The sequence below is a fragment of the Rufibacter ruber genome, assembly GCF_001647275.1.
Taxonomy (GTDB): domain Bacteria; phylum Bacteroidota; class Bacteroidia; order Cytophagales; family Hymenobacteraceae; genus Nibribacter; species Nibribacter ruber_C.
In genome coordinates this window covers 1-6,184 of the sequence record NZ_LRMM01000123.1, presented here as the reverse complement: position 1 = coordinate 6,184, position 6,184 = coordinate 1, and the positions used below count along the sequence as shown (strand labels likewise).

At 56.6% G+C, this 6,184-nt stretch carries 7 protein-coding genes; 2 read left to right on the top strand and 5 right to left on the bottom strand.

The genetic code is table 11. The features are described 5' to 3' along the window. The first annotated feature begins 111 nt into the window (after positions 1-111). On the top strand, positions 112-1,140 hold the full coding sequence (locus A8O25_RS21805) for a LacI family DNA-binding transcriptional regulator (RefSeq protein WP_066839700.1): 1,029 nt from the start codon (positions 112-114) through the stop codon (positions 1,138-1,140). A 236-nt stretch (positions 1,141-1,376) separates the two neighbouring features. Here A8O25_RS21805 and A8O25_RS21800 read toward each other — a convergent pair whose 3' ends face one another. From A8O25_RS21800 to A8O25_RS23995, 5 genes are all read right to left on the bottom strand, one after another. After that, positions 1,377-1,760: an SPW repeat protein gene (locus A8O25_RS21800; protein WP_066839698.1), complete on the bottom strand. Its 384-nt coding sequence runs from the start codon at positions 1,758-1,760 to the stop codon at positions 1,377-1,379. A 2-nt stretch (positions 1,761-1,762) separates the two neighbouring features. Further along, positions 1,763-2,320 (bottom strand): vitamin K epoxide reductase family protein, encoded by a 558-nt coding sequence (locus tag A8O25_RS21795; protein WP_066839696.1) that lies wholly within the window; start codon positions 2,318-2,320, stop codon positions 1,763-1,765. A gap of 297 nt (positions 2,321-2,617) precedes the next feature. Next, positions 2,618-3,631, bottom strand: coding sequence for an SDR family oxidoreductase (locus A8O25_RS21790; RefSeq protein WP_066839694.1), 1,014 nt, complete (start codon positions 3,629-3,631; stop codon positions 2,618-2,620). Positions 3,632-4,257: 626 nt separating this feature from the next. Beyond that, positions 4,258-4,728, bottom strand: a complete 471-nt coding sequence (locus tag A8O25_RS21785) for a hypothetical protein (RefSeq protein ID WP_241499124.1) — start codon at positions 4,726-4,728, stop codon at positions 4,258-4,260. Next, positions 4,725-4,883, bottom strand: a complete 159-nt coding sequence (locus A8O25_RS23995; RefSeq protein ID WP_241499123.1) for a hypothetical protein — start codon at positions 4,881-4,883, stop codon at positions 4,725-4,727. Before A8O25_RS23995 ends, A8O25_RS21785 begins: the two co-directional genes overlap by 4 nt. A gap of 141 nt (positions 4,884-5,024) precedes the next feature. Here A8O25_RS23995 and A8O25_RS21780 point away from each other — a divergent pair, with 141 nt between their 5' ends. Then, positions 5,025-5,888: an MBL fold metallo-hydrolase gene (locus tag A8O25_RS21780; RefSeq protein ID WP_066839692.1), complete on the top strand. Its 864-nt coding sequence runs from the start codon at positions 5,025-5,027 to the stop codon at positions 5,886-5,888. Positions 5,889-6,184: the final 296 nt, after the last annotated feature.

Sequence of the window (6,184 nt, the reverse complement as noted above, 5' to 3'; positions counted from 1 at the left end):
TAGTTTACTGCCTGTTTTCGACAAGTTTCAGAACAGCGAAAACAGGAATTGATGTCATTAGAAGGCGGGGAACTGGAAAACTTACGCCTATTTTGCACCATAAGCAAGACCGTGAAGAAAACCACCATACATGATATTGCGGCCGAACTAGGGGTGACGTTTTCTACCGTGGCCCGGGCGCTGAACGACCACCCTGCCATTAGCGCGGCCACCAAAGCGGCGGTGCTGGAGACCGCCAGGCGCCTGAACTACCAGCAGAACAAGCTGGCCAGTTCCCTGCGGTCGGGGCGCAGCAACGTGATTGGCATTATTGTGCCCAGCCTGGATACCAGCTTCTTCAGTTCTGTGGTGCACGGCATGGAGAGGGTGCTGAATGAGAACGGCTACAGCGTGCTGCTCTACCAGACGGGTGAGTCACAGGTGCAGGAGCAGAAGGGGGTGAACACGTTCCTGCAGTCGCGGGTAGACGGCGTGCTGGCTTCAGTGTCAGCAGAGAAGGACCAGACCGAGTTTTACGCCAGCCTCCGGAAACGGCAGGTGCCGCTGCTGTTCTTTGACCGCGCCATTCAGGAGCTGGCCATCCCTTCGGTCACAATCAATGACTTTCAAGGCGGGTTTGCCGCTACTGAGCATTTGATTCAGCAGGGCTACCAGAACATTGTGCACATCATGTCTGACCTCCACCTCACCATTTTCAAGGAGCGCCTGCGCGGGTATGTAGAGGCGCTGAAGCAGCATGGCCTGCCGGTGCGGGAGGAGCTCATCTTCAAAGGACGGGTTTCCCTGGAACTGGGGCAGCAGACGGTGCAGCAGCTGCTGGAGACGCAAACTCCTTTTGACGCCATCTTCGCCGCAGAGGATTACACCGCCATGGGCGCCTTGCAAACCCTGCAGGAGCGGGGAGTGCCCGTGCCGGAGAAGGTAGGCATCATTGGGTTCGCAAATGAGGCGTTTGGCGCGTTTGTGACCCCGTCACTGTCTACGGTTGACCAGCAGACCGTGAAAATGGGGGAGGAGACCGCCCGGCTGTTCCTGCAACTCAGCGGCCAGAAGAACTTCTACCAGGAAACCCCGGAGCGCATTGTGCTGGACCCGATTTTGGTGCCCAGAAAATCTTCCACCAGAGGGGTGAACCAATAGGGCAGAGGGCTGTTTTTGGCCTGTTTTCAGAAAAACAGCTCAAAAACAGCCCTCTGCTCAGAGCATGTTTGCCTTTGTCTTCTGTGCTGCCAACGGGCCGCAAAAGAACCCGGCTTAGGGGTTGCCCCGCACCCTGGCGCGGCCACATTGGTCATAAACGCCAGAGGAGAACCTGTCGCTCCCCGTTTTGGCCTGCCCAATCATACTGTTAACAAGCGCTTATAAGCAGAAAGGTGCTACAGCTGAGGCTTCTCGCGGGCGGCTCTGGCGTGGGGCGTGTCTGACCGGAAAACCGCTCCCCAGCCGCCGCCAAACTGTTCCTGCACCTTTCCCCGCACCAGGCTGAACGCAATGACCAGGGCGCCCACGGCCAGGTTGTTCACAATAGAAGGGGTGTTTTCATACCCCAACACCCACGGCGCCAGCAGCAGCCATGCCCCCAGCGGCAGGTTGTACAACCGAACCACCCGCGTAGACTCCCACCACGCAATCACGGCAAACGAGACAATGATGGGCCCCACAATATGGCCGTTGTTACTGGCGGTTTTTTCTGAGTCCAGCATAACGGGGGCCGTCATGAGCCAAAGCCCCAGCAGTGCGTTAATGATCTGTGCCCACATAGCTATATAACTTTACCTTGAACGCTTTTGTACCCCCAGAAGGCCTTCCAGAGGGAAATGCCGGAGTCTTTCACGCGGCGCATGTACTGCAGGCTGGCCAGCATCTCATCCATGGCCGGGCCTACCATCACCAGGGAAATCACCGCCGATGCCAGACACAAGGTACACCACGCGTCAAACATGACCGGCTGCAGGATCACCAGCAGAATACTGACCATGCCCAGCGGCCCCACGGCCAGGCCGAACACAATCACAATCCAGGGCATGGTGCGCCACCTCTTAGTGCCGCCAATTACCCCCGCCAGCGCATCTGTAAAGTAGCCTATGGCCCCCAGCGCGGCATCTGGGATAGGCAGGATTTTAGAGACACTGGACGTCAGGATCTTTCGGCTGCCGTTCCCGAAGAAGGGCTCCCACACCGTGGGGAGCACGTGCAGCTGGAACAGGGTCAGGTAAATAGAGATAGCCAGGCCCACCACTGCCAAAAGGATGATGGGGAGGCGCTGCCCCCATGTAGCCGGGTTATAACTCCAGCCCGGCGGAATACCGTTTTCTGCCATAGTTTTCTGTGTACGGGTTAGTTGTGAAACACTTCTGCTTGATGAGCTGGTTTAACGTTATGCAGGGCTGTTAAAACGCGTTTCAATAGAACCGGAGGTGGCCTCTTGCCCAACTTGTAGCGCTGCCTAATTGCTCAATAGTGCCTTCGTCCTGTCGCTGCTATCCTTCGCCTGCAAAACCACGGTTTAATCAAGTTCTTAGGAGTTACTGGAGAAGGTGAGGTTTCTGTTTTTGCTGTTTTTCAGAAAACAGCCCAAAAACAGAACGTAAGCGGCCGGTGCCTTTCTGGGTAAAAGTTACCGCAGCCATCTGCCCAGCAAAAGAAGGCCGCCCACAGCCAGGGCCGAAGTAAGGAGTTCCTTGCGGTGCAAAGTGGCCCACAGCTGCGGACTGAAATTAGTGGACTGCTCCCCAAACGGCCCGTGCGCCCCGTGATCCCCGGGAATGGGTTCGTAGAGGTTGTTGCGGCGGTTCGGGTCTTCTGGTTCATCTGTTTGCTGGCCTTCATAGCCGTTGTGGGCCAGCACGTAATCTGCATACCAGGGGGCAATTTTGTTTCCTTCCACGGCTTTCACGGTGGGGTAGCCTACGTTGATCTCGCGGCGGTCATGGGTGGCGGCGTAGAGAATGGCCTTGGCGGCCACCTCGGGCTGGTAGATCTTACCCATGGGTTGCGGTTTGTTGGGCAGTCTGCTTTTCACAAACCCGAACTGCGTGGTGTTCATGGCGGGCAGCTGCACCATGGTGGCGGTGACTTTGCTCTTGTCATGCATGAGTTCAGTGACCAAAGAGTCAAAGAAACCCTGAATGGCATGCTTGGCCCCACAATACGCAGACTGCAGCGGAATGCCGCGGTACGCCAGCGCTGAGCCCACCAGAATAATCTTGCCTTTGTCTCGCGGCAGCATGCGTTTCAACGCCGAAAGGGTGCCGTAGACCTGTCCCAGATACGTTACCTCGGTCACCCTGCGGTAATCTTCTGGGGTCATTTTTTTGATGGGGCTGAACACGCTGTTCATGGCGTTGTTGACCCAGACGTCAATGGGGCCCAGCTGCTCCTCTGTCTGGGCGGCGGCATTCTCCACGGCTTCGGCGTCAGCCACATCTACGGGAAAGTAAATGGCCCGGCGGCCCATGGCCTCCACCTCCCGCTGAGCCCCCTGCAGGCCCTCCACCCCCCGGGCGAGCAAAGACACGTCATACCCGTCTTTGGCAAATGCGCGGGCAAGGGACCTGCCCAAACCAGCAGAGGCGCCCGTGATGACCACCACCCCTTTACGGGAGGTATTTTTTGTATACTCAGTTGTCATGGTATATCATCTGTTTAAGAAACACATGGTGTTAGGTACGCCTCTGGTGCCATTGGGTTTAAATACGGAGGCCGGCGGCATGGTTCTGGGAGGCGCGGGCGGGGCCGGGGCAGGGGGTGGGCACACGGGCAGGCCCCCGTTTTCCGCAGAGCGGATGGAAGGAGATCTTAAAAGCGGGAAAGAAAAGCCCTGAGGGAAGCTGGGGAGCACGGGAAAGGTGAAAGCTGGTTGGAAAGTTATGCTTGGTGCTGCCAAGGGCTAGAACCTGCCTAGCCTCCTGGGTATGCTGCAACGGGCTCAGAACCTCTGGGGCGGTACTTTCCCTTGCCCCGCTGAGCTTCCAATGCAAAATCTAAGAGCAGGTTAAAATTTTTTTGGCGCTGCAACCGGCCCCCCAACTAACCTGGCCTGGCGGCTGCCTACCGCCATAGCGCTGCTATGCTGCCCTAGAAACCTTTAAGAAGAACCTTTTGCTCCCCGGTTTCGCCTGCACAATCAAAGGGAAGCAAGCGCGAACCCAGCCTTTTGCTCCTGCTGCAAATGCCCGCAGGTCTGTTTTGGGGCTGTTTTCTGAAAAACAGCCCCAAAACAGACCTGCGGGGTAAAAGGTGAAAAGTGGGAGCAGGTTATGCGGCCTCCTCCAGGTGTACCAGGTACGCCGTGAGGCGGTTCCATTGCACATCCTGGAAACCAGCCCAGCCGCCCTCGGCCACCATGGTGTTCAGCACGGCGCGGTCCCCGGCCTCCTCATTGTGGTTGTTGATTTTTTCGTTCTGACCAATCTCGTAGCCAATCAGTTTGGTGCCCTGGCGCTCCACCCTGAAGGTGCTGCTGGCTTCGCTGGTGAAGAAGTGCTTGACCTCGGCTTCACCCTGTTGCTGGGCCACAGGCTCAGAGCTGGGTTTTACTGTGAACTCGGCGGCGTTCTCCTCTTCTCTGATGTCTACCACCTCAACCCAGTTTTCAATGTTAGACGCCGGCAGAATGATTTTTATAAAGTGCCCCAGTTCCGGCTTGGTGGCCTGCAGGCGTTGGCCGTTGGCATTGAACAGCTCAAAGGTAGAGTTGATGCCGTTCAGCTTAGACCAACCGTTCACGTCAAACAGTTTCTGTTTCCCCGCAGGAACTCCCGCTGGGCGGTGGCCTCATCTGCATACGCCTGTTCATTGGTGAACAGCTTGTCTTTGGAGGCTTCGCCCTGCAGCACCTTCACCTCTTCTTTTACCTTGTTGACAATATCTTTGATACCCATAGTAGTCTCTCCTGAAGTTGTTTTCTAAGGTACGCACCTTCCCCCTTGCCGGTTGGCCGCACACAGGCGGTTTTCTGCTCAACGTCAAGTATTTGCTCCCGCAGAAGCGCTTTCTCAGTTTGAATTCGTTATTTTTGCAGCATGACCGAATTGATGATCACATCACTGAACTCGGGGAGTAATGGCAACTGCTATTACGTGGGGAATGAGCAGGAGGCGGTTCTGGTAGACGTGGGCATATCCTGCCGCGAAACCGAGCGGCGCCTGGCGCGTCTGGGGCTGTCAATGCAGCGGGTGAAAGCCATCTTCATCTCCCATGAGCACTCTGACCACATCAGGGGGCTGGAGGTTCTCTCCAAACGGTACCAGCTGCCGGTGTACATCACGTACCCCACCCTGCGCAATTCCCGCCTTGACCTGCAGCCGCACCTGGTGGTGCCGTTTGAGGCCTATGCCCCGGTGCAGGTGGGCAGCCTGTCTGTTACCGCTTTCCCCAAATTGCATGACGCCGCTGACCCGCACAGCTTCATGGTGAGCAGCTCTGGGGTGAACGTGGGAGTCTTCACAGACATTGGTACGCCCTGTGACCACGTGATCCGGCAGTTCCAGCGCTGCCACGCGGCCTTTCTGGAAACCAATTATGACGAGGACCTGCTGGACAACGGCTATTACCCGTACCACCTGAAAAAGCGCATCAAAGGTGAGAAAGGGCACCTCTCCAACAGGCAGGCCCTCACGCTCTTCACCGGGTACAAGCCAGAGTTCATGAGCCACGTGCTGCTCTCGCACCTTTCCAAAGACAACAACTGCCCCCACCTGGTGAAAGAGCTGTTTTCGGCGCACGCCGATGGGGTGGAGGTGGTGGTCGCTTCCCGGTTTGGGGAGACACCGGTCTATCGGATAACCGGTACGCCCGTACCCCTGGCGGTTGTCCCCGCCGTTCCCCCCGTCAGGATTGCCCCCAAACGCCTGAACCTGGGTGTGCAGCAGGAGCTTCTGTTTTAGACCTGTTTTCCTGAAAACTGCCCCAAAACGTACATCTGCTGCTACCTGAACATAATCTGCCGGAAACACTGTGCTGCACAGAGAGGGCTGTTCTCAGGCATGAAATAGGTGCGGTTGCCAAGGCTGTGCATGGTTTACCCGTGGGCCAGACGCAACGCGCACATGTGAACAGATGCCCAGCGTAGAATATAACCTGTCGGTCAACCAGAGGCCTGGCGTGCCGAATGAGGAAGATTTGTTTCATAATATTTTTGTGATTAGAAAAAAGCTGTTGTACACCTGCTGAAAGCGTATTA

Coding starts and splice junctions, on each gene's coding strand:
- A8O25_RS21800 (WP_066839698.1), bottom strand. CDS start 1,760: ATGTGGGCACAGATCATTAACGCACTGCTGGGGCTTTGGCTCATGACG.
- A8O25_RS21795 (WP_066839696.1), bottom strand. CDS start 2,320: ATGGCAGAAAACGGTATTCCGCCGGGCTGGAGTTATAACCCGGCTACA.
- A8O25_RS21790 (WP_066839694.1), bottom strand. CDS start 3,631: ATGACAACTGAGTATACAAAAAATACCTCCCGTAAAGGGGTGGTGGTC.
- A8O25_RS23995 (WP_241499123.1), bottom strand. CDS start 4,883: ATGGGTATCAAAGATATTGTCAACAAGGTAAAAGAAGAGGTGAAGGTG.
- A8O25_RS21780 (WP_066839692.1), top strand. CDS start 5,025: ATGACCGAATTGATGATCACATCACTGAACTCGGGGAGTAATGGCAAC.